Raw genomic sequence first — 22,373 nt, forward strand, 5'->3', positions numbered from 1 at the left:
CATCCGGCCGGGCGGGCCGAGCGGGGGCAGGCCGCTCACGCATCGCGCAGCGCGCGGCGCACGATCTTGCCGGTGGCGGTCATCGGCAGGCTGTCGACGAACGCGATCGCGCGCGGATACTCGTGCGCGGCGAGCCGCGTGCGCACGTGTTCCTGCAGCGCGCCGACGAGCGCGGCGTCGCCTACGTGGCCGGGATTCAGCACGACGAACGCCTTGACGATTTCGGTGCGCGTCGTGTCGGGCACGCCGACGACGGCCGCCATCCGCACCGCCGGATGCGTGAGCAGGCAGTCCTCGATCGGGCCCGGGCCGATCCGGTAACCGGCGCTCGTGATCACGTCGTCGTCGCGGCCGACGAAGCGCACGAAACCGTCGGCGTCGATCGTGCCCGTATCGCCGGTGAGCAGGTAGTCGCCGGCGAACTTGTCGCGCGTCGCGCCGGGGTTGCGCCAGTATTCGAGAAACATCACCGGATCGGGGCGGCGCACCGCGATACGGCCTTCGACGCCGGGCGGCAGCGGCGCGCCCGCCGCGTCGACGATCGCGACCGCATGGCCGGGCACCGCCTTGCCGATCGCGCCGGGCTGCGCATCGAACAACGCCGCGCACGACGACAGCACCATGTTGCACTCGGTTTGCCCATAGAACTCGTTGATCGTCACGCCGAGCGCGTCGCGGCCCCACGCCGTCAGTTCGGTACCGAGCGATTCGCCGCCGCTTGCGACCGATTTCAGCGACAGCGCGTAGCGTTCGCGCGGCGCCGCGACGGCGCGCATCAGCTTCAGTGCGGTGGGCGGCAGGAAGGCATGGGTGACGCCGTGCCGCGCCATCAGCGCAAACGCCGCGTCCCCGTCGAATTTCTCGAAGCGGCGCGCGAGCACCGGCACGCCGTGATGCCATGACGGCAGCAGCACGTCGAGCAGCCCGCCGATCCATGCCCAGTCGGCGGGCGTCCAGAACAGGCGTGCGTCGCGCGGGAAGCATTGCTGAGACATCTCGACGCCGGGCAGGTGGCCGAGCAGCACGCGATGCGCGTGGAGCGCGCCTTTCGGCTTGCCCGTCGTGCCGGACGTATAGATGATCACGGCCGGATCGTCGACGGCCGTATCGGCCGGCACGAACTCCGGTGCTTCGGCGGCGAGCGCCGCGTCATAGTGCAGCACGCCCGGCGCGTCGGGCGCATCGTCGCCGATGCAGTAGACGGTATGCAGCGCCGGCAGTTGCGCCCGCAGCGGCGCGATCTTCGCGTAGCCGGCCGCGTCGGTGACGAGCGCGGCGGCCTCGCTGTTCGCGAGCCGGTACTCGAGCGCATCGACGCCGAACAGCGTGAAGAGCGGCACTGCGATCGCGCCGAGCTTGTACGCGGCGAGATGGGCGATCGCCGTTTCGGGGCCCTGCGCGAGAAAGATGCCGATCCGGTCGCCGCGCCGCAAGCCGGCCCGCGCAAAGCTGTTCGCGAGCCGGTTAGAAGCATTCCTCAGGTCGTCGAACGTGATGCGGAAAACGTCGCCTTGCGCCGTTTCGTGGATCAGCGCGAGGCGTCCGCTGCCGTCTGCCCATTTGTCGCATACGTCCACGGCGATGTTGTAGCGCGCCGGAATGTCCCAGTGGAAGCGGGAGAGGAGGTGGTCGTAGCGGTCGGCGGCGGGCAGCATCGCATGGTCTCCTGGGTGTCGGCGTGGCGTCGGGTGAACGGCTTACATCAGGATTTCACGCAGACGAATCCACAATGGTGTTTGCTGATAGGGAATGTTCGGGCTCGTCCAATCGCCTCGGCTCAGTGCACGATTCCACAATGACGCATAAGATCAAGACAAAACAGTGGTGTGACCATGGATTTGCTTCTGATAGCTGCGGGGTTCAGCCTGATCGGAATCGGTGTGCTGGTGGCGTTTGCTCGTCATGTCGATCCGTTGTCCGGCCGTTTCACCGGACGTCTGCGCAAGCGCTGACTCGATTTTTTCCGTTTTCGCCGCGACGGCACGCGATGCGTGCCGGCGTCGCGTGTCGTCTGTCGTGCGCTCAGCGCGCCGGCAGGTAGCGTGACGGATCGATCGAGCGGCCGCCATAGCGCAACTCGAAATGCAGCGCGACGCGATCGCTGTCGCTGTTGCCCATCTCCGCGATCGATTGCCCTTGCGTGACCGACTGGCCTTCCTTCACCAGCAGCGCGCGGTTGTGCGCGTAGGCCGTCAGGTAATCGGCGTTGTGCTTCAGAATGATCAGGTTGCCGTAGCCGCGCAGCCCGTTACCGGCATAGACCACGACACCCGGTGCGGCCGCGACCACCGGCGTGCCCGGCGAATTCGCGATGTCGATGCCCTTCGATTTCGAGCCGTCGAACGTGCGCACCACGTTGCCGGCCGCCGGCCAGATCAGCGCAATGCTCGTGGCCGGTTTCACGGCCGATTCGACCGGCGCGGAAGGGGCCGGGCGCGCGCGGCCCGCGCTGCCGGTGCCGGTGGTCGATGGCGTCGACGCGGTGGCCGTGCCGGGCGGCGGCGCGACGCGCAGCACCTGTCCGACTTCGATCGCATCGGGATTCGTCATCTGGTTCCAGCGCACGATGCTCTGTACCGACGTGCGATTGTCGCGCGCGATCTTGTAGAGCGTGTCGCCACGCTCGACGCGGTAGAACCCGGGGCCGACGGGCGCGGAGCCGCACGCGACGAGCAGGGCGGCGCAGGCGGCTGCGAAGAGTCGCTTCGTTGTTGTTCCGAACATTGAACCTCGCAAAACCCCGCCGCGCGTGACGCGGCAGGCAACACAAAACGTCCGATTTTAACGGGTTCGACCCGCGCACCGCAGTTTCGGTCGCTGGCGGCCCGCAGTACCCCGGTTCGACGCGTGCCGAATCAGCCGGCGAGCGGGGCAACGCGGATCCGCAGCGCGGCCGTTTCGGTCGCGCCCGGCGCGAGCATGCGCAGCCCGAGGCCGTTGTGGATCGCATCGGGCAGGCCGAGCCATGGCTCGACGCAATAGAAGTCCGAATCCGGCTTTTCGGTCCACGTCGTGACCGCGTACCACGGGATCGAGCCCGGCACGTCCAGCGCGATCTCGATCGTGCGGCCGCGGCCAGGCATCACGATGCGCACCGGCGCGGACGGCTCGCCGTCGAGGCAGTGGAAGCGGTCGAGGATGTCCGGATCGTCGAGGCGGTAACGGGCTTCGCCCGGTTCGACCGGGCTGATCGAGCCGTCCGCGCGCTGCTGGCAACGATGCGTCGGCGGCAACTCGAGCAGCGTATCGGCCCGCTCGCCGTGCGGCAGCGCGAAGTAGAAATGGTGGCCGGCGTAATAGGGCAGCGGCGTGTCGCCGCGATTGGTCGTCGTCAGCGCGACTTCCAGCGTATGCGCGTCGGCGAGCCGGTAGGTCGTCTCGAACCGGAAATCGAACGGGTAACTCGCGCGCAGCGCGTCGTTCGCGTCGAGCGTCATCGTCAGCGCGGCGCCGTCGGCCGACGGATGCGCGTCGAACGGCAGATCGCGCGCGAAACCGTGCATCGGCAGATCGCGAACCACGCCGTCGGCGTCGCGCCAACGGCCGATTTCACCGTCGACGCGGTGACGGCCGAGGAACGGGAACAGCAGCGGATTGCCGCCCCGCACACGGGCGAGATTGCTCCAGTCGGCGGTTTCCGGCCAGAAGATCACCGGTTCGCCGTCGACGTGCCAGGACAGCAGGCGGCCGCCGAATTGCGGGGCGACCCGGACTAGCGACGGGCCGGCGTGAAGTTCGTGAATGTCGTGTTGCTGGAAGATCGGCATGGCGAATCGGGTTGGGCGGGTGACGGGAGCAACGTGCGTTCCATTATCGGGCCGCGAGCGGTCGGGGAAAACCCTTCTCGGGAAATTGCGAGTTTTTAACACTGTCGACGGTCTGGATAATGCCTCTAAACCGGTGATGTTGCCGGGTCATGACACTTCGCGGAGGGGGCCATGGATCTGGCAATGGCAATGGGAATCGCACTGTTCGGCATGTTTACCGGTAGCACGGTATTATTTTTCTATCAGCTCGGCCGCTGACGGCAATTTCTGCCGAAGACGACAGGCCCGCCATGCAAATGGCGGGCTTTTTGCTTTCTGAATTCTTACAAATTGCAAGCGTTTGTGTGCATTGCCGCAATATCCTGCCAAATGCCTTGGCGCAGTAATCCGGCCTCGGCATAATCGGTGCGCGTTTTTCAGGACGCGCATCGCGTCGTCCGCCTTCCTTCCCGCTTAATCTTCACTAAAAGGACCGACGCGTGAGCCTCTGGTTTCTGATATTCCTGAGCGTCCTGCAGGGCGTCACCGAACTCTTCCCCGTCAGCAGCCTTGGCCATACGCTGCTCGTGCCGGCGCTGTTCGGCATGCATATCGACAAGCACGCGCCGCAACTGTTGCCCTTCCTCGTCGCGCTCCACCTCGGCACCGCGCTGGCGCTGCTGTGGTACTTCCGTGCGCGCTGGGTCGCGCTGATCGGCGGTTTCTTCGCGCAGCTCGGCGGCCGCAAGAACGACGACGGGCACCTGATGTGGGCGCTGATCATCGGTACGATCCCGACCGGCATCGTCGGGCTGCTGCTCGAGAAGCGCATCGAACGCGTGTTTCACGATCTGCGGATCGTCGCGATCGCGCTGATCGTCAATGGTGTGTTGCTGTGGCTGGGCGATCGCATTCAGCGTAGCCGCGCGCATCGACCGCCCGAGAAGATGACGTTCAAGCAGGCGTTCTTCGTGGGCCTTGCGCAGATCGGCGCGCTGATTCCGGGCTTCTCGCGCAGCGGGTTGACGATGATCGCCGGCAACGCGGCCGGGCTGACGGCGGAGAAGGCGGCGGAATTCTCGTTCCTGCTCGGCACGCCGATCATCTTTGCCGCGGGCGTGCTCGAACTGCCGAAACTGTTCCATGCGCGCGACCAGCTCGCCGACGCGCTGCTCGGCGGCGTGCTGACGGCGATCGCCGCATACCTGAGCGTGCGGTTCCTGATGCGCTATTTCGAAGGGCGCGGGCGGCTTGCCTCGTTCGGCGTGTATTGCGTGATCGCCGGCGTGTTCTGCCTCGGCTGGTTCATGCTGCATCCGCAGCCGGTTTGATGCCGCGGGCGCCGGTCTTGCGTGATCCGGCGCGATGATCGGGTATAATTTCGGGCTCGGCTCCATGCCGGGCCCGTTTCGTTTCGGGGGTTTGAGTTGTGTTGTTGTGGGCGGTGTGGCTGCCGCTCGTTGCTCAAAAGCCCGATGCCGAATGCGGCCCGTGTCGGACCGTGTCTTTTCTCCCCGACCGCCCTTAGCTCAGTTGGATAGAGCAACGGCCTTCTAAGCCGTAGGTCACACGTTCGAATCGTGTAGGGCGGGCCAGTCAAATCAGCACGTTAGCTGATATTTTTACATTCCTCGTCCTCAGTTGGCATGCTCATGTAGGCGGCATGTAGGTTTTTGTAGTCAACCTGGATTGCCGACAATCCATGTGGACGGGCTACCCTCACTGACAAACGCTCACTTTAATGGTGTCGTACGCTGCAATGCCGAACCCGTCACACGACAAGATCGAGGCGCGGAGGGGTAGTCAGCTGATCACTAATACCTATCGATGTAACAGCAGATGCCAAGACTTTCCCAGCCTTGGCATTTTTTATGCCGCATGGGCGCGGCGGCCTTGGCCGGCGCCGGATCGGGCTTGGCGGGCTCGCCCATCAACGAATCGATCGCGTCGTGCAGGTCATGGCGAGCATCGATCGCAGAGGATGTGAGGGCGGAATCTTCGTGGCGGCCGAACGGCGGATAGCTATCGACCGAGTCGGCGCTGGCTTCATGTGCGGCGTGGACAACGTGATCGGGGTAAGGCGCGTACGCTTCCCATTCGTTAAATTCATCGACGTCGACGGAAGGCGGGGCGGCTGCGCTGTGAGACGGCGAGGGAGCGACAGGTGCGTGTCGGCGTGCCGGCCGGTCCTTGATAGCGAGCCAATAGAAACCCACCGCGAACATGGCGACGAGCGCGAGGTCCAGCCCGATCAGCACAAAGGTAGGGGGATCAGAGATCACGGAAACTCCTGAGCGAAGTGCACCGACGCGGAAATGCATCGACGGAGCGGCAATAGCTGGCCGGGCTCAGGAAGGTGATATGTGGTTGAAAGAAAGTTGATTATCGTTTGTGCGCCAATTCACCCTCGCAATTCTGTCAGGGATTTTTGAGGTGATGGGTGAGGTAATATTCGCGCGGATTGCCATTACAATGGCGCCCATAGTTGCGGACGACGCAATATGTAACTTGCCACGGTCGGGGTAGCGGGGCGAGCGCCCGTGTTGGAGCTTCGGCGCGAACGAACTGTTTCAACCGGGCAACGATTAACGTTCTTTGACGCTGACTTTCTACGTTTCAGTTAGATTCCAGCGATGTTCGATGCCGTGAGAGCGGATCGAAAAAAAATCGCGAGTAGACCAAAATAATGAACAAGAACCAATATCGGCTGGTGTACAGCCGCGTGCGCGGTATGCTGGTTGCAGTCGAAGAGACGGCCGGCAGGACGGGGAAAACAAATACGGGCGAGGCTGGCCGCGTTGCCAAGCGGGGCGGCGAGCATCCGGCAGCGAAGTTCGCGTTACGGGTGACTGCATTCGGCGCACTGGTCGCGGCCGGCATGAATCCGATTTGGGCGAATGCGCAGATCGTCGGCGGAGGGGCTCACGCGCCCGCGGTGGTGCAGACGCCCAACGGCCTGCCGCAAGTCAACATCAACACGCCGAGCGCTGCCGGCGTGTCGCTGAACACCTATAACCAGTTCGACGTTCAGAAGAACGGCGCGATCCTGAACAACGCGTCGACGATCGTCAACACGCAGCAGGCCGGCTATATCAACGGCAACCCGAACCTGAGTGCGGGGCAGGCGGCGCGCATCATCGTCAACCAGGTCAACAGCACCGCGGCTAGTCAGATCAAGGGGTATGTGGAGATCGCGGGCAGCCGTGCGGAGGTCGTGCTGGCCAACCCTGCCGGTATCGTCGTGGACGGTGGCGGGTTCATCAATACCTCGCGCGCGGTCTTGACAACTGGCGTGCCGCAATTTGGCGCGGACGGGTCGTTGACGGGCTTCAATGTCAATCGCGGCCTCGTGACCGTGCAAGGCGCGGGGCTCGATGCGTCCACGGTGGATCAGACCGACATCATCGCCCGTGCTGTACAGGCTAATGCCGCGATCTATGCGAAGAACCTCAATGTAATCGCCGGTACGAACCAGGTTAATCACGACACGCTTGCCGCGACGCAGATCGCCGGTGACGGTCCCGCTCCTGCCGTCGCGATTGACGTGGCTCAGTTAGGCGGCATGTATGCCAATAGGGTGTTTTTGGTTGGCAACTCCGCAGGCGTTGGTGTCGCGAACGCAGGGACGATCGCGGCGCAGGCAGGCGATTTGACGTTGCAATCGGACGGCCGGCTCGTGCTCGCGGGCAAGACCACGGCAAGCGGCAACCTCGCGATGTCGGCCTCGGGCGGCATCCAGAATAGCGGCACCACGTATGCGCAGCAATCGTTGTCGGCGAACACTGCGGCCGATCTGACGAACAGCGGGACGCTCGCGGCCCAGCAGAATGCGACGGTCAACGCCGGCGGTGTCAACTCGACTGGCACGCTCGGCGCGGGTGTGAACAACGACGGTTCCGTCGCGCACAGCGGTGACTTGAACCTGAGTGCGTCGGGCCAACTGTCCGCGACCGGCCAGAATGTGGCGGGCGGTAACGCATCGCTGACCGGCGGCAGTGTGAATCTCGCCGGCAGCCAGACCGCCGCGAACGGCAATCTGTCGCTGAACGCGACGGCCGCCGACGTGAATCTGTCGAACGCGACGACGAGCGCGCAAGGCGCCATTCAGGCGAATGCATTGGGCACCATGATCAACGATCACGGCAGCCTGTCGAGCGGCAACAGCACGACGCTGACCGGCGGCAACCTGTCGAACCAGGGCGGCAAGGTGTCGTCGCAGGGGCAGCTGTCGGTCAACGTCGCAGGCCAGATCGCCAACCAGTCCGGCGAACTGGTATCCGAAAGCACGGCAGACGTGCGTGGCGGCGCCATCGCGAACAACCGGGGCACCGTTCAAAGCGCGGCTGGCATGACGGTGGCCGGTGTGTCGCTGGACAACACGGCGGGTCGGATTACGTCGCTCAACAGCGACAGCCTCTCCGTGACGACCAGCGGCCAGTTGACCAACGCAGCGGGCACGACTGCAAACGGCGCGCAGGGCGGCGTGATCGGTGGCAACGGCGACGTCACCGTGCGCGGCGGCAACGTGGCCAACCGCGGGACGATGACGTCCAATACGAATCTGCATGTCTCGGGACAATCGATCGACAATAGCAGTGGCGCTTTGCAGGCTACGCAAAATGTGGCGGTCGATGCGGGTGCGCGCCTGATCAATAGCGGCGGCTCGATTGTCGCTCAGACGGCGGCACTGAGCGGCACAGCCCTCGACAATAGCGCGGGCGCTGTGAAGGCCGACAAGGTATCGTTGAACGCGACCGATCTCGTGAATCACGGCGGCACGATCACGCAGATCGGCACCGGCGCGATGGGCGTGAACGTGTCCGGCACGCTCGATAACTCCGGCGGCGGCACGCTGCAAACCAACAGTAGCGACCTGACGCTCGCTCCCGCGTCGCTGGTCAATGACGGCGGCAAGATCACGCATGCGGGCACCGGCACGCTTACGCTCGGCAATGGCACGGGATCAGTGTCGAACGTCGGCGGTACGATCGCGAGCAACGGGCGCGTGGTGGCGCAATCGGCCACGCTGAACAACACGTCCGGCTCGATCGGCGGCCAAGCTGGCTTGTCGGCCACGGTCGGTAGCGTGCTGAACAATACGAACGGCAAGCTGCTGTCCAATACGGACCTTGGCATCGCTAGCGGCACGCTCGCGAACGACGGCGGCAAGATCGGCGCGACTACGAACGCGATGATCCACACGGGTTCGATGACGAACCTGGGTGGATCGGTCAGCGCGTCCAATGTGTCGGTGACGGCTGATTCGACGCTTAACAATAGCGGCGGCAAACTCGAAGCCAACCAGCTCGCGTTGACCACACCGAATCTGACGAACCATGGCGGCACGATCACGCAATATGGCTCGTCGACCATGGCTGTCAACGTCAGCGGCACGCTCGATAACTCGGCAGCCGGTGTGATTCAGACGAACAGCACCGACCTTACGCTGACTCCGGCTTCGCTCGTGAACGATGGCGGCACGATTACGCATGCGGGTACCGGCACGCTGACGATTGGCAACGGCACTGGTTCGATGTCGAACGTCGGCGGCTCGATCGCGAGCAACGGGCGAGTCGTCGCGCAAAGCGGTTCGCTGAACAACACGTCGGGGGCGATCAATGGCCAGGCCGGGGTGACAGCGACGATCGCCGGCGCATTGAACAACACGCGTGGCAAGCTATTGTCCAGTACGGACCTTGCTGTTTCCAGCGGCACACTGACGAACGACGGTGGCCAAATCGGCGCAAGCGCGAGCGCGACGATCCACACGGGCTCGATGTCGAACCTGAACGGTTCAATCGTTGCGCCTAACCTGTCGGTGACGGCCGACTCGACGCTTGACAACAATGACGGTTCGCTCGAAGCGAATCAGCTCGCGTTGAGCGCGTCGAATCTCACCAACCACGGCGGCACGATCACGCAACTTGGGTCGTCGGCCATGGCTGTCAACGTCAGCGGCACGCTCGACAATTCGAATGGCGGCACGCTACAAACCAACAGTACGGACCTGACGCTTTCGCCTGCATCACTCGTGAACGATGGCGGCACGATTACGCATGCCGGCAGCGGCACGCTGACGCTTGGAAACGCGACGGGATCGGTATCGAACGTTGGCGGAGCGATTGCAAGCAACGGTGGCGTCGTGGAGCATTCGGCCACGCTGAACAATACATCGGGGTTGATCAACGGCAAATCCGGGTTGACGGCGACGGTCGGCAGCGCGTTGAACAATACGAACGGCAAGTTGCAGTCCCGTGCGGACCTTGGCATTTCCAGCAGCACGCTGACGAACGACGGCGGTCAGATTGGCGCGAGCACGAATGCGTCGATCCACACGGGCTCGATGACGAACCAGAGCGGATCGGTCAGTGCGTCCAACCTGTCCGTGACGGCCGATTCGACGATCGACAACAGCAGGGGCAAGCTCGAAGCCAACCAACTTGCGTTGACCGCGCCGAACTTGACGAACCACGGCGGGACGATCACGCAATATGGCTTGTCGGCCATGGCTGTCAACGTCAGCGGCTCGCTCGACAACTCCGCAGCGGGCGTGATTCAAACGAACAGTACGGACCTGACGCTGGCCGCTAGCCAATTGAACAATGCAGGCGGCACGATCACGCATGCCGGTACCGGGACGCTGACCATCGCGCCGGGTAACGGCGCGAGGGGGCTGAACAATGCAGGCGGGACCATTGTCACCAAGGGGCAGGCGGTTGTCGACGCGAGCAGTTGGGACAACTCGAACGGCATTCTCGCGGCACAGGGCGGCGTGACGGCGACGGTTGCGGGCGACGTGAACAACGCACAAGGGCTGGTGCGTGCGGGCGCGTCTCTGTCGTTGACGAATGGCGGCGCGCTGGTGAACCAGGCCGGGCACGTTCAGGCCGGTCAGACGACGGCCGGCGACACGAGCACGATCGCGGTTCATTCCGGCTCGATCAACAACGCTGACGGGGCCATTACCGACCTCGGCACGGGCGCGATGACCGTGCGAGGCGGCAGCCAGATCACGAACAGCCGCGCGGGCAACGTGTCGGGCATGGGCGCGATCACCGGTAACGGCGACGTTACGATCAGCGCGACATCGATTTCGAACACGCAAGGCGGGCAGTTGAGCGGCGCGAGCCTCCATGTTCAAGGGGCGACCTTGGACAACAGCGGCGGGCAAATCGGCAGCGTTGCGAATTCGAGCGGCAACGTGGACGTGACGGCGAGCGCCGCAATCACGAACACGAACGGGCAAATCAGCTCCACGCACGACCTGACGATCACGGCTCCGACACTGCAAGGCGGCGGCGCGTATAGCGCAGCGCACGATGTACGCGTGAACCTGCAAGGCGATTACACGACAACGCCGGATACGCAGTTCAACGTCGGCAACGATCTTACCTTTGCGCTACCCGGCACGTTCACCAACAACGCGGGCTTCCAAACCATCAATGGCCTGAACATCAACGCGGCCAATATCGTCAATTCGGGCGCGTTGTCGGCCGGTGGACTGCTGCATACGCAATCGAGCAATCTGTCGAATACCGGCTCGCTGGTGGGAGGGAGCGTCTCGCTCAACGCAACCGGCACGGTGTCGAACGTTGGGTCCACGGCGTTGATTGGCGCATCGGATAGCAACGGCAAGCTTGAAATTCTCGCGCACGACATCGAAAACCGTGACGACGCGACGGCGACCGATTCGATGCCAACGACGGCGATTTTCGGGATGGGTAAGGTCGTGCTCGCGGGCGGCAAGGACGCGAGCGGCAATTATACGAACGCGTCGCTGATCAATAACGTATCCGCTCTGATTCAGTCCGGCGGTGATATGGAACTGCACGCCGACAAGGTGACGAGCACGCGTCGTGTGATGAGCACCTCGGGAAGCACGAGTAACGTTGATCCGGCGGCCCTCGCGCAATACGGCATTAGCCTGTCAGGTTGCGCATCGTACTTCGCGGTGAATTGCGCGGGAGGGGGACAGATGATCGCCGGTCTCGGGCCCTCCAACCTCACACCGGCCATAACAGCCGCCTTGATCGCCCAGCCGGGCGGTATGTACATTGACCCGCCGCACGGCGGCCAGTGGAACAGCGGGTACTTCTACACGACCTATACTGGAACGGCTGTGGGGAACACGGTCACGGCATTGAGCCCGACTGCGCAAATCGTGTCGGGCGGCAGTCTTAACGCAACATCGACCGGTACCCTGCAAAACTACTGGAGCAGCATCACGGCCGTTGGCAACCTCAACTTGCCGCAAAACTATGACGGCAACGGTTGGGCGGCAACGGGCCAGCAGGCGCCGACCGTGACGGTGACGTACTCGGGCCAGTACCACTACAACAACTACGACAGCAGCGAATATAACTGGCAATTGCCGTTTGGCAACGCCCCGTTCGTGACGGGCCGGCCGGGCGGCTATACCCAAGTCGCGCCAGCAGACGTCAAGACCTACCGTCTGCCGGCCTACGATTCGACCTTGGGTTCGAATGGCACGATTTCCGGCACGGGCGTGAGCATCAACAATACCGCAGGCAACGCATCGCTTCCGTCGCTTGGCCTGCTGCCCGGTCAATCGGTCGCGGGTTTGACGCCGGTCTCGCTCAATGGCGCAGCGGCGGGTTCGGGGGCGACGGTGACGCCTGCCACGCTCAATGGCAATGCAACGGCTTCGGCAACGACTGGTGGCGCCGTTCGAGGAACGATCGCGGGCGCGGGCGCCCAGTCGGCGGCGCCGGTGCATGGCGGCGCCTCAACACCGGTCGATCGGATCATTGCAAGCGCGACTGCGTTGAACGTGCTGAATAACCTGACGATTCCACAGGGTGGCTTGTACCGGCCGAATCCGTCGCCAAATGCGAGCTACGTGATCGAGACGAATCCGGCGTTCACGAACCAGAAGAACTTCATTTCGAGCGACTACTTTTTCGGTCAGATCGGGGTTGACCTCACCCACATTCCGAAGCGCTTGGGTGACGGCTTCTATGAACAGCAGCTTGTACGCAATCAGGTGACGGCGCTGACTGGCCGCGCGGTATTGGGTCCGTACACGGATCTTCAGACGATGTATCAGCAGCTTATGGCGGCGGGTGCATCGTTGGAGAGGTCGCTTAATCTGCCGCTGGGCGCGAGCTTGTCTCCCGAGCAGGTATCAAAGCTGACCGGTAACGTGATCATGATGGAAACGCGCGTGGTCGACGGTCAGTCAGTGCTCGTGCCGGTCGTGTATCTGGCACAGGCGAACCAGCAGAACGTCAATGGTCCGCTGATCACCGCCACCGACATCGATCTGAAGGACGCGCAGAACTTCGCGAACAGCGGCACGCTGAAGGCGGACAATTCGTTGTCGATTCAAGGCAAGCAGATCGACAACGCGTTCGGTGCGCTGCAAAGCGGCGGCCTTATGTCGCTGAAGACGGATGGCAACGTCGATCTCACATCGGCGAAGGTCAAGGCGGGTAGCTTGAACCTGAACGCAGGCGGTGATCTCGTTCTCAATAGCGCGGTGAATACCGACACCCAGGTAAGCCGCGACGGTGCGACGAGCGTCAAGACGACGCTTGGGCCGATTGCTCAACTCGACGTCAAGGGCGACGCGGCGATCATCGCCGGCGGCAACCTTGAACAGCATGCGGGTGCGCTGACAGTTGGCGGGAATCTCGGCCTGCTTGTTGGCGGGAACTACGACCTCGGTACGCAGCAAGTCGGCGAACACAAGATCGTGCAGCGCGCGAATGGCGTATCGAATACCGACATCAACGGTGTGGTTGGGAGCGCTGTGAATATTGGTGGCGTGTCGATGATCGGGGTGAATGGCGATCTGACCGCAGCCGGCGCGCAAATCAACCTGGGCAACGGGGGCACGATCGCCGCCAAGGGGAATGTCACGCTTGGCGCGGCGAGCACGACCTCGACGATCGACAGCAACGGTTCGGGTAGCGACCACCACGGCAGCTATTCGGAAACATTGCACACGTCCGACCAGACCGTGGTTGGCACGGCGGTGCATAGCGGCAATACCGTGAACGTTGCTTCAGGCAAGGACATCAACGTCATCGGAAGCACGATCTCGCTTGACCAGGGCAACGTGGGCCTGATGGCAGTCGGCAACGTGAACGTCGGCGCGGCGACCGAAACCCATGTGTCGAACATGGACGAGTCGCACGACCACGGTGGCGTCGCAAGTCATGCGAGCGCGACAAACCGGGTTGATCAGACCATCACGTATGCCAATGGCAGCACGATCTCGGCCGATGGCGTAACGGTCGTAAGCGGGAAAGACATCAACGTCACCGGTAGCTCCATTGTCGGGACGCACGATGTGGCACTGTCGGCCAAGGACAATGTCAACATCACTGCAGCAACCAACACGTATCAGGACAACGAGTATCACCAAGAGAAGCATTCGGGCCTGTCCGGCTCGGGTGGTCTGGGTATCACGATCGGATCGAGCGAAAAGAGCGATCGATATAACGCAACTTCGACGACGCAAAGCCAATCACGCAGCTCCGTCGGCAGCGTCGAAGGCAACGTGAAGGTGTCGGCTGGCAAGGACGTTCATATCGGCGGCAGCGATGTGGTCGCCGGCAAGGCGGTGGACGACGTCAAGGGCACGACGGGTAACATCAGCATTGCTGGCGAGAACGTCACGATCGACTCGGGACAGGACCGTGCGCAATCGCATGATCAGCAAGAAGCGCGTTCGAGCGGGTTGACGGTGGCGGTCACTGGTACGCCGTTTGATACGATGCGCAACCTGAAAGCGGATGCGTCCTCGGGCAACGGTTTCCAGCGAGGCCAATCGGTGCTGACCGAAATCGGCGCAAGTGCGGCCGATGTGCCGTCGATTTCGGTGACGTACGGTCGGAGCCGTAGCAGCAGTACGACCGACATGTCGAGTTTGACGAATGCGGGAAGCACGGTGCGTGGCGGCGGCAACGTGACCGTGAAAGCGACCGGCGGTGCGCACAAAGATGCGAATGGGAACACCGTGGACGGCGATATTGCCGTGATTGGCTCCGCGATCAGCGCTGGCGGTACGGCGACGCTGGATGCCAACCGCGACGTGACGTTGCAGGCGTCGACCGATCAACTTCGGCAGAGTACGTCGTCGAGCAGTTCCAGCACGAGCCTCGCGCTACTGTCGACGCCGAGCCTTGGAGACGTCGCTCGCTGGATCGGCGGCACGGCCAACAGTGGCGGGAACAGTCCGTCACCGTACAACGCGAGCCGGAGCAATTCGGACGGCAGCCAGACGATGACCCAGCAAACGGCGTCGTCGGTCACTGGCAATAGCGTTGTCATCAAGAGCAAGACGGGCGACATTAACGTCGTCGGGTCGGGCATCAGCGGAACGCAGGGCGTCGATCTCGTCGCTACGCAGGGCGCGATCAATGTACTGGCGGGGCTCGAAACCAACGTGACGCACCAGGAATCGAGTAGCCACCAGGTTGGCAGCCTCGGTAGCAACGGCACGGCGACCGGTTTTTCGGTCGGTGTGGCGAATAGCCATAGCGTGCAGGACACGTCGTCGCAAACGCAGAGCACGATGCGCAGCCAGATTGTGAGCGGCAACGGCAACGTGACGCTCGATGCGAAGCAGGACATTACGGTGGCAGGCTCCGACCTGAGTGCGGGTAAGGATTTGACGCTGATCGGCAAGAACTTGAATCTCGATCCGGGAACGGACGCGACACAGAGCCGCATGAGTCAGGATTCGAGTCAGTTCGGCGTCAGTGTTGCGCTTGGCGGCGCAGTGGGCAATGCAATCGCGCAGGCGAACCAGGCGTTTGGCCAGCCGGCGCGTGGCGGCGACTCGCGATTGGCGGCGCTCGACAAGGCACAGGCCGGACTTGCCGCATACAACGCATATCAAGTTGGTAGTGCATTGAGTAACGGGCAGCCAACGAATCAGGCACTGGTCAAGGCGACGGTCAGCATTGGCGGCGGTACCAGCCACAGCGAAGCGCAATCGAGCTCGGTCGCCAACGACGGGAGCACGCTGCACGCTGGCGGTAAGGCAACGCTGATTGCAACGGGGAGCGGAGCCAAGGATGCAAATGGCTTTGCGACCGACGGTGACATCAATGCCAGCGGGACGCAGATTAGCGCGCAGCACGTTGAGCTGAGCGCGGCGCGCGACATCAACCTGACGAGCGCGAAGGATACGAGCCAGCAGTCGAGCAGCAATAGCAGCAGCGGCGGCAGTATCGGCGTGGGTGCTGCTCTCGGTGGACAGCAGAATGGCTTTACGCTTGAACTGGGTGCAAGCACGGCGCACGGCAATGCGAACGGTAATAGCGTCACGAATCGCGATACACAGATTACCGCGAGCGATACGCTGTCGATTACGAGCGGACGCGATACGAACTTGCGTGGAGCCGAGGTGTCGGGCAATACGATCAACGCGAGTGTCGGGCGCGACCTGAACGTTCAGAGCCAGCAGGACACCAGCACCTACGACAGCAAGCAATCGAGCGCCGGGTTCCAGGCAAGCATTTGCGTGCCGCCGTTCTGCTACGGTCAGACGGTGAGCGGTAGCGCGAGCGCGAGCCAGCAGAACATCAACGCGAACTATCAGTCGGTGAACCAGCAAAGCGGCATCTATGCGGGTACCGGCGGGTATAACGTGAACGTTGGGAACCATACGCAGCTCGACGGTGGCGTGATCGCCAGCACGGCGACGCCGGATAAGAACAGCTTGTCGACGCAGACGCTTGGCTATTCGAATCTGGAGAACCACGCGTCTTACTCGGGCGATACGGTGGGCGTCAGCGCGAGCGGTGGATTCGGGAACAGCACGCCGGGCGGCGTGAATCTCAATACGCCTGTCAAGCAGGGTGCTAGCAACACAACGGGAGCGCTGAATTCGCAGGGCCTGGGGCCGAGCGGATTCTCGGCAGCTGGCACGAGCAGCGACGCGTCGGGGACGACCTATGCGGCTGTCAGTCCTGGGAAGATCACGGTACGCGGTGACACGGGTACCGGACACGACAGCACTGCTGGGCTGAGCCGCGACACGGCGAATGCGAACGGTGCGGTACAGAACACGTTCAATGCGCAGAACGTGCAGAACGACATGGCGGTCCAGCAATCGGTCGGCCAAGTTGGGATGCAGGTGGTGGGGGATGTCGCGAACGCGCTGCAGAACAAGGCAATTGCAGACGAAACGAAGGCCCGACTGGCATATGCCAATGCTAGTGCCGCCGGAGATACAGCCGGGATGGCACAGGCGCAGGCCGATTTCACGGCGGCGCAACAGCAGGAAGCTTTGTGGGGTAACGATGGCGCAGCCCGGATCGCATCACACGCCGGTATAGCCGCAATCGGTGCGGCGATGGGCGGTGGAAATGTGGCCGGGGCGGTCGCTGGCACGGTAGCCGGTGACATGGCAGGCAACGCCGTTGGGAACGCGCTCGGCGATACACTGGGCGGCACGTTGTTGGCGAATGCGGCATCGGGGCTGGCTGGTGCGGCGGCGGGCGGTTTGCTGGGCGGCTCGGCTGGTGCGATGAGCGGCGCAAATGGTGCGTTGAGCGCGGATCTGTTCAATCGCCAACTGCACCCGCAAGAACGCACCATGATTTCCACTGTGGCGAAGGGGATCGCGACGGCGAACGGCAAGACACCGGCTGATCAAGCGACGCTGGCGGACTACTGGACCAACATGCTGACGTTGGCGGCAGGCGCGAAGGTAGACGCGCAGGCACAGACACAGCTCACGCAATATGAAATTCAGCTGGTGCAGGCGGCAAAGGCGTCTGGTAACTCGCAAGCTCTCGATACGTTTATGCAGAATCTGGCGATTGCTCAGAAGGCGATCAGTCAGATGTCCGGCTATACGATTTCGGGGACGACCGGTCCAATCGTTGCGGATGGCAGCACTGTCAAGACGTTCCAGTCGACCAGCGCTCAATTCAATGACTCGACGTTGTTTGGTACACCGGGGGGAACAGCACATGCATTCGCCCCGGGACAAACGCCACAGACGGCCGGGATCGGATCGCAATATTACGTTGATCCGAACGGCCCGACCAATCAACAGGTGGCTGGATTTGCGAATGACTTGATTCAGCAAGCTGGGACATCACCCGATGCGATTGCATCAGTCCATCCGGTTGCGGACGCCGTTATTGCTACGATGGGCGGTGGATTAGCAACCGGCGCTGTTAAGGCGATTGCCGGGCGGGTCGCGGCTGCGGTGTCGGACGTTGTTTCGCAGTCGATCGCGGATGTACCGAAGCCGGTCACATCGGGAGGAACGGCGAATGCCGCCACTGCTGAGCCTCTTGCGGTCGATCTTGCGAAGGCTCAGTCGATTGATCCTCTGATTGGTAAGACATTACCCGGAGCATCCGCGCCGGTTCAGGTGACGGCTGATGCAAGCATTGGTGGGCGATCGTTCTATGATGTCAATCAGACGGCACGCGGAGTTGGATTTTCTGACCCGAGTCAACCTACGCTTATTTCAAAGTTGGTAGCGCCTGGAGACCCGAACGGAATCTACGGCGAGGCCCACGCGGAGATCGGTGTCATTCAGCAAGCATATAACGCGGGATTGACGCAAGATCAACCTATGACGATTGTAGTTAGAGGGTTGGCGCCGTGTGACTATTGCCAATCTGATCTCGTTAAGATGGCCGACGCTGCCGGCCTAAGTAAGCTCACCGTAGTTAACGGGGCCGATGGATCGATTTCGCAATGGGTCAGAGGCAGCGGAAATAAGCTGGTTGAAACTCAAGGAGCGAAATTTTGAAAAATGTTATTCGTTTGAAAGCGGCAAGCAAACATTCTGGAGAATTATCTTCCTTCAGTAGTGAGGAGGCCTCGTGGGAGGAGGTCCAGCAGTGGATTCGACGTGTATTTGAATTCGGTGGAACGGTCACGCTGACGATCGCCGTTCGCGAGGATGTAGATAGACTCTTGCTAGGAGATTCTCTGGCGATGTATTCCCATCCTGGGGAATGTCGGCTTGTCTATGATCCTGTAACCCCGCCGACTGAGAAAACGGCACGGCGCGAATGGTGGGAGCCGGGTGATGCACCATTTCGAGGAACCACTAGCTTTTTGGGGCATGAGTGGGATGATCGAACGGTGTGTCGCAATATATCGGTGGCGCTGGAAATGTTTCTGGATTTCTACACGCATCGGAATTTAACGGAAGTGAGCCTCAAGAAAACTCGATCGGTTTGGGATAGAAAGCCGCGATAATTACTGTAAAAAAATTTAGATGGATATGATAAAGCGGTTAGTAGCCTTGCCGGTCATAGCCTTGGTATCGCTCGGGGTGCAGGCGCAGCAGGTCCCCACGCCTGCTGACCAAGGGGCGGCGGCGAGGGCGAACGCGGAGCAGGATCGACAAGCGCAGCAGCAACGCGACGCGCAGCAACGTGACGCGGCCGTACGTGCGCCTTCGATGCGCTCTGACGTGCCGAAGATCGAAGCATATCCGACGCTTCCCACGGAAACGCCGTGCTTTCGTATTGATCGCTTCACGCTCGATGTGCCCGCGTCGTTGCCCGACGCAGTGAAGGCACAAGGTGCGTCGGCGCTGCCAATGGATCGCTTCGCGTTTGCGCGCGACTGGCTGAACCACTACGCCGGGCAATGCGTCGGCAAGCAAGGCGTTGACGTGCTGGTCAAGGGGCTATCTCAGGCAATTCTGGCGCGCGGCTACGTCACCACGCGCGTGCTCGTCCCCGAACAAGATCTGTCGACCGGTACGCTGAAACTGTCGCTGATTCCCGGCACGATCCGGCGCATCCGTTTCTCAGATGAAAAGCTGCGCGGCACATGGAAAACTGCATTCCCGACCGGCGATGGTGAAGTATTGAATCTGCGCGACCTGGAGCAAGGTCTGGAGCAGATGAAGCGCGTGTCGAGCCAGGACGTCTCGATGCAGATCGTGCCAGGCGACCTCCCCGGCGAAAGCGACGTCATGCTCGACGTGAAGCGCGGCAAGCCGTGGACCGTCGTCGCATCGATCGACAACTCCGGCACGCGCGCCACCGGCAAGCTGCAAGGCAACCTGTCGGTCGGCATCGATAACCCGCTCGGCCTGAACGATACCTTCAACGTCGGCGTGAGCCAAGACCTTGAGTTCGGCGACAAGCGGCTCGGCTCGCACGGCTGGAATGGCTTCTATTCGATTCCGTGGGGTTACTGGACGGCCACGCTATCGGCGTACACGAACACCTACTACCAGCAGATCGCGGGCGTGAATCAGACGTTCGTCGCGAGCGGCAACTCGAAGACGGTCGACTTCAAGCTGGCTCGGGTGCTGGCGCGCAGCAAGAGCGACGTGCTCGGCGCGTACTTCCGGCTATCCCGCCGTTTTGGTAAGAGCTTTATTGAGGATACCGAGATTTCGCAGCAGCGCCGTAACAACACGATCATCGAACTCGGTCTGACCGACCGCCACTATTTCGGCGGCGCGCAGTTCGACGGCTCGCTTGCATATCGTCAAGGGGGCGGCGGGTTGGGCGCTCAGGACGATGCGTTCGCGGCGGGGGGCGGGCCGACCTATCGCTTCAAGATGGCAGCGCTCGACGCGAACCTGTCGGTGCCCTTTGCGATCGGTAAGCAGCCATTCCGCTATGTCGGCACACTCCACGGCCAGTACACCGGGAACACGCTGTACTACATCGACGACTTGACGATTGGCAGTCGCTACACGGTACGCGGCTTCGACGGTGAAACGATGCTGGCCTCCGCACGCGGCTTCTACTGGCGCAACGAGCTACAGGCGCCGATTGGGCAGACGGGGCAGGCGCTCTATGCGGGGCTCGATTATGGCCGCGTATGGGGGCCGCAGCCGATCGCACTCGTCGGCACGCAACTGGCGGGTGCTGTGATCGGCGTGAAGGGGAATATCGGCACGCGATTCGGCTCCTATGCGTACGATCTCTTCGCGGGTACGCCTGTCTACAAGCCGTCAGGTTTTCCGACGGCACGTGTGACGCTCGGTTTTCAGGTGACCGCTCAGTTCTGAAGACAATGAGCCAAGGTACTTCTCCGACACGTAGACTCCTGATACCCCGAAGGCGAGTTCGAAGTCGTCGCGCGCGGTCTCGGCCCCCGTTGCACCCCGCCGAACGTTCGTAACAGGCCGCGGGCGTCCGGCCCTCGCACATCGATTTCCGCAACCAATCACCATACTGACAACCATACCGAAACACCGAAAGGCGATCCCGCGCGGTCGCGTCCACTCGCATCCCGCCCCCGCAGCGGAACAACCTGCGCCAAACTGCGCCGCTCCGCTCCTCCGCCTTGCAGTCGCGACGTATGCCACCTATATATATGACTAATTGACTCGCACCACGGCAGCGGTGCGGCATGCGGCGGGGGCACGCCATCAAATCAGAACAATCGGGGGCCGAACGGGAGCCCAACATGGACGAGAGTGTGTCAGCCACACGGATGTGTTCCGGCACCTGGCTTTCGAACGTACTGCACGCACTCACGCGTCCCCGCGCCAGGCAGGCGCTGGCGCTGATCGCGTGCGGCGCCGCACTGAGCGGCCAGGACGCCGGCTTCGCGGCGGAACCCGGCGTGACCGGCGACACGATCCGCCTGGGCATGGTCAACGCGCAATCGGGCAATTCCGCGGGCCTCGGACACGGGCTGCTGATCGGCGCGCAAGCCGTATTCGACGACGCCAATGCTCACGGCGGCGTGCGCGGCCGAAAAATCGACCTCGTCGTCGCCGACGATCGCTACGAACCCGACCGGACGGTGGACGACACGCTGGAAATGATCGAGCGGGGCAACGTCCTTGCGCTGTTCGGCTATGTCGGCACGCCGACGACCACCGCGGTGCTGCCGATGATCCGGGACGCCGGCATTCCGCTCGTCGGTACGTTCAGCGGCGCGATGGCGCTGCGCAGGCCGGTCATTCCGGAGGTCTTCAACATCCGGGCGAGCTATGACGACGAAACGCGCGCGCTGGTCGATTACTTGATCGCGCACGACCGCGCGAAGCGCTTCGCGGTGTTCTACCAGGACGACGGCTTCGGGCTCGCGGTGCTGGCGGGCACGCAGCTCGCGCTGCACCGCCATGGCCTCGACGTCGTCGCCACCGGCACGTTCCGGCGTGGCACGACGGCGGTCAATACGGGGCTCGCGGCCGTACTCGACGCGCGGCCGGACGTCGTCATCATGGTCGGCCCGTATACGCCGGTCGCCGCATTCATTCGTGCGGCGCACCGCGAAGGCCTCGCGGCCCGTCTCGCGGCGGTGTCGTTCGTCGGCACCGACGACCTGTTGCGCCTGATCGGCGACGAAGGGAACGGCATGCTGATTTCGCAGGTCGTGCCGCTGCCGCAAAGCGAGCGTCCCGTGGTCCGGGACTGCGCACGGCTGATCGCGCAGCGCTTTCCGGACGAGCACATCGGCGTGGTGCACATCGAGGGCTGCCTCGACGCGAAGGTCGCGTTGATCGGGCTGGACCGCGCGGGGCCGGCACCGACCCGGGCGACGCTGAAGCAGGCGCTCGAATCGATCCGGCACCTCGACCTCGGCGGCCTGGTGGCCAACCTGGGCACCGACGATCACCAGGCGCTGAACGACGTATTCCTCACCGAAATCGCGCACGGCCGCGTCACGCCGCTCGCCGTGCCGGCGCAATGAGCGGCC

At 62.8% G+C, this 22,373-nt stretch carries 9 protein-coding genes and 1 tRNA gene; 6 read left to right on the plus strand and 4 right to left on the minus strand.

Annotation, left to right across the window (positions count from 1 at the left end):
- Positions 1–35: 35 nt before the first annotated feature.
- The 3 genes from CFB46_RS10445 to CFB46_RS10455 form a co-directional block, all read right to left on the minus strand.
- Positions 36–1,655 carry an acyl-CoA synthetase gene (locus CFB46_RS10445; protein WP_089499939.1) on the minus strand — a complete coding sequence of 540 codons (1,620 nt, stop codon included), beginning with the start codon at positions 1,653–1,655 and terminating at the stop codon, positions 36–38.
- A 367-nt stretch (positions 1,656–2,022) separates the two neighbouring features.
- Positions 2,023–2,724: a peptidoglycan DD-metalloendopeptidase family protein gene (locus CFB46_RS10450; protein WP_089499940.1), complete on the minus strand. Its 702-nt coding sequence runs from the start codon at positions 2,722–2,724 to the stop codon at positions 2,023–2,025.
- Positions 2,725–2,855: 131 nt separating this feature from the next.
- A complete protein-coding gene (locus CFB46_RS10455; protein ID WP_089499941.1) occupies positions 2,856–3,767 on the minus strand; it encodes an aldose epimerase family protein in 912 nt (303 codons plus the stop codon).
- A 479-nt stretch (positions 3,768–4,246) separates the two neighbouring features.
- Between CFB46_RS10455 and CFB46_RS10460 the strand changes: the two genes are divergently transcribed.
- Positions 4,247–5,077, plus strand: a complete 831-nt coding sequence (locus CFB46_RS10460) for an undecaprenyl-diphosphate phosphatase (RefSeq protein WP_027784101.1) — start codon at positions 4,247–4,249, stop codon at positions 5,075–5,077.
- Positions 5,078–5,264: 187 nt separating this feature from the next.
- Positions 5,265–5,341: transfer RNA gene (locus CFB46_RS10465), tRNA-Arg, on the plus strand.
- A 219-nt stretch (positions 5,342–5,560) separates the two neighbouring features.
- On the opposite strand, the gene CFB46_RS10470 is transcribed toward CFB46_RS10465, so the two are convergent.
- Positions 5,561–6,028, minus strand: coding sequence for a hypothetical protein (locus tag CFB46_RS10470; RefSeq protein ID WP_089499942.1), 468 nt, complete (start codon positions 6,026–6,028; stop codon positions 5,561–5,563).
- A 404-nt stretch (positions 6,029–6,432) separates the two neighbouring features.
- Here CFB46_RS10470 and CFB46_RS10475 point away from each other — a divergent pair, with 404 nt between their 5' ends.
- From CFB46_RS10475 to CFB46_RS10485, 4 genes are all read left to right on the plus strand, one after another.
- Positions 6,433–18,495 carry a hemagglutinin repeat-containing protein gene (locus CFB46_RS10475; protein ID WP_089499943.1) on the plus strand — a complete coding sequence of 4,021 codons (12,063 nt, stop codon included), beginning with the start codon at positions 6,433–6,435 and terminating at the stop codon, positions 18,493–18,495.
- Positions 18,492–18,950: a DUF6911 family protein gene (locus CFB46_RS35190; RefSeq protein ID WP_143751607.1), complete on the plus strand. Its 459-nt coding sequence runs from the start codon at positions 18,492–18,494 to the stop codon at positions 18,948–18,950. The genes CFB46_RS10475 and CFB46_RS35190 overlap by 4 nt, the downstream gene beginning before the upstream one ends.
- Before the next feature lie 25 nt (positions 18,951–18,975).
- On the plus strand, positions 18,976–20,730 hold the full coding sequence (locus CFB46_RS10480) for a ShlB/FhaC/HecB family hemolysin secretion/activation protein (protein ID WP_373558189.1): 1,755 nt from the start codon (positions 18,976–18,978) through the stop codon (positions 20,728–20,730).
- A gap of 401 nt (positions 20,731–21,131) precedes the next feature.
- Positions 21,132–22,367, plus strand: a complete 1,236-nt coding sequence (locus CFB46_RS10485) for an ABC transporter substrate-binding protein (RefSeq protein WP_089499945.1) — start codon at positions 21,132–21,134, stop codon at positions 22,365–22,367.
- The last annotated feature ends 6 nt before the right edge of the window (positions 22,368–22,373 follow it).

It is taken from the genome of Burkholderia sp. HI2761, assembly GCF_002223355.1.
GTDB lineage: Bacteria > Pseudomonadota > Gammaproteobacteria > Burkholderiales > Burkholderiaceae > Burkholderia.

Bases quoted from the DNA above. Each gene is read 5' to 3' on its own strand.
- CFB46_RS10445 (WP_089499939.1), bottom strand. From the start codon at position 1,655: ATGCTGCCCGCCGCCGACCGCTACGACCACCTCCTCTCCCGCTTCCAC.
- CFB46_RS10450 (WP_089499940.1), bottom strand. From the start codon at position 2,724: ATGTTCGGAACAACAACGAAGCGACTCTTCGCAGCCGCCTGCGCCGCC.
- CFB46_RS10455 (WP_089499941.1), bottom strand. From the start codon at position 3,767: ATGCCGATCTTCCAGCAACACGACATTCACGAACTTCACGCCGGCCCG.
- CFB46_RS10475 (WP_089499943.1), top strand. From the start codon at position 6,433: ATGAACAAGAACCAATATCGGCTGGTGTACAGCCGCGTGCGCGGTATG.
- CFB46_RS10480 (WP_373558189.1), top strand. From the start codon at position 18,976: ATGATAAAGCGGTTAGTAGCCTTGCCGGTCATAGCCTTGGTATCGCTC.
- CFB46_RS10485 (WP_089499945.1), top strand. From the start codon at position 21,132: ATGGACGAGAGTGTGTCAGCCACACGGATGTGTTCCGGCACCTGGCTT.